1 protein-coding gene is annotated in these 1,440 nt (G+C 73.3%); it reads right to left on the bottom strand.

Annotated elements, in window-relative coordinates:
• The coding region (locus B8460_RS15605; RefSeq protein WP_048862536.1) for a DUF6600 domain-containing protein at window positions 1-1,440 on the bottom strand (1,440 nt) is incomplete at both ends.

Below are 1,440 nucleotides of genomic sequence, written 5' to 3'. Positions count from 1 at the left end.
GCCCGAACGCCGGCCCCGGTGCCCGCAGGGAACCCGCGCCGGCCCCGCCCATGCCGCCCCGTATGCCGAGCCGGCCGGCGGCACCAGGCGCCAGGCCCTGTGTTATCGCCGTGGGGCGCAACGGCTCGCGCCCGACGACCGGCTGGAAGCGGCCGAACGCCGCGCCGGGAATGGGCCGGCCGATGCCGGCGATCGAGCGGGAGCCGAACATCGCCCCCGGCGGCACCATCGTCGCGCCGGCGCGGTTGACGAAGGCGGCGCCGTCATAGAAGCGGCCGCCGACATAGTTGTTCACCACCATCCCGACATTGTTGACGTAGCCGAAATTGACGCCCCGCACCCACCCGGGCCCGGCGTGGAACCAGGGATAATACGGCTCGTGCCCCCCGAGCGGCAGCCAGCCGATCGCTCCGGCGGCGAAGGCGCCCGCCGCCAGACCGGCGATCGCCGCGCCCGCCAGCGCCGCGCCGTCGGCGGCGACGAAGGTCACGAGCGCGGGCGCATAGACCGGCTCCGGCACGAACTCGACGCCCGCCACGTAATCGCCGGGTATCCAGCCCCAGGCACCGTCGACCTGCATCCAGCGCCCGTAATGGAACGGCGCGAAGCCCCAAGGCTCGTCATCGACCCATGTCCAGCCCCACGGCGCGACATAGGCCCAGTGGCCCTCGCGGTACGGCGCCCATCCGGCGGTCACGGTCGGATACCAGACCTGACCGTATTCGGGAGACGTCCGCCACGTGCCGTAGCTGGCGAGCTGCGCGCAGCCCGGCATCTGCGCCACCTGCGGCGGCAGGGCGACGCCGGGATCGGGCGGCGGGGTGTCGCGTGCCAGCATCGCCTGCAGGAACGGATCGGGCGCCGCTGGCTGGAGATGGCCCGCATAGGTATCGGCGCCGTCGATCACCGCGGCCTGTCCGGCCGGCACCTGCAGCGAGATGTTCGTCCCGGTCACGGTCGCCGCGCCGGCGATCACCGTGATCACGGTCGGATGCTCCGTGTCGCCGGCGACGATGCCGTAGCGCCCGTTCGCATCCAGCAGGACGGTCGCGCGCGGCGTGACCAGGGTCCACGCCTCGCCCTGCGCCAGCTTCGACAGGTCCAGATAGATCTCGCCCTGCGCCTCGGTCGCGATGACCCGCGTGCCGTCGAGCGTGTCGAAGTCGAGTTCGGTCTCGCTCGCGAGATCAAGCTGGCTCGCGCCGACATCGATCTCGGTCTGCCCGTCCGGCTCCGTCCAGAAGCCGTTGCCGGAGGTCACGGGGAAATTGAGCGTCGCCGGCGTCCACTGCGCGGCGTCGGTGGCGTGGAACGACACGGTCCCGACGATCCGGCCCACGCGGCCGACGCGGCTCGGCGGCGACACTGCCGGCTGCGACGCATCGGCGGCCGGCCCGGTGGTGGCCTCGGCGACGGCCGGCGTCACCGGCCCCGGCGGCT

The sequence above is a fragment of the Acidisphaera rubrifaciens HS-AP3 genome (assembly GCF_000964365.1).
Classification (GTDB): Bacteria; Pseudomonadota; Alphaproteobacteria; order Acetobacterales; family Acetobacteraceae; genus Acidisphaera; species Acidisphaera rubrifaciens.
Note: the sequence above shows the minus strand (reverse complement) of the source record. Positions and strands in the feature narration are given on the sequence as shown.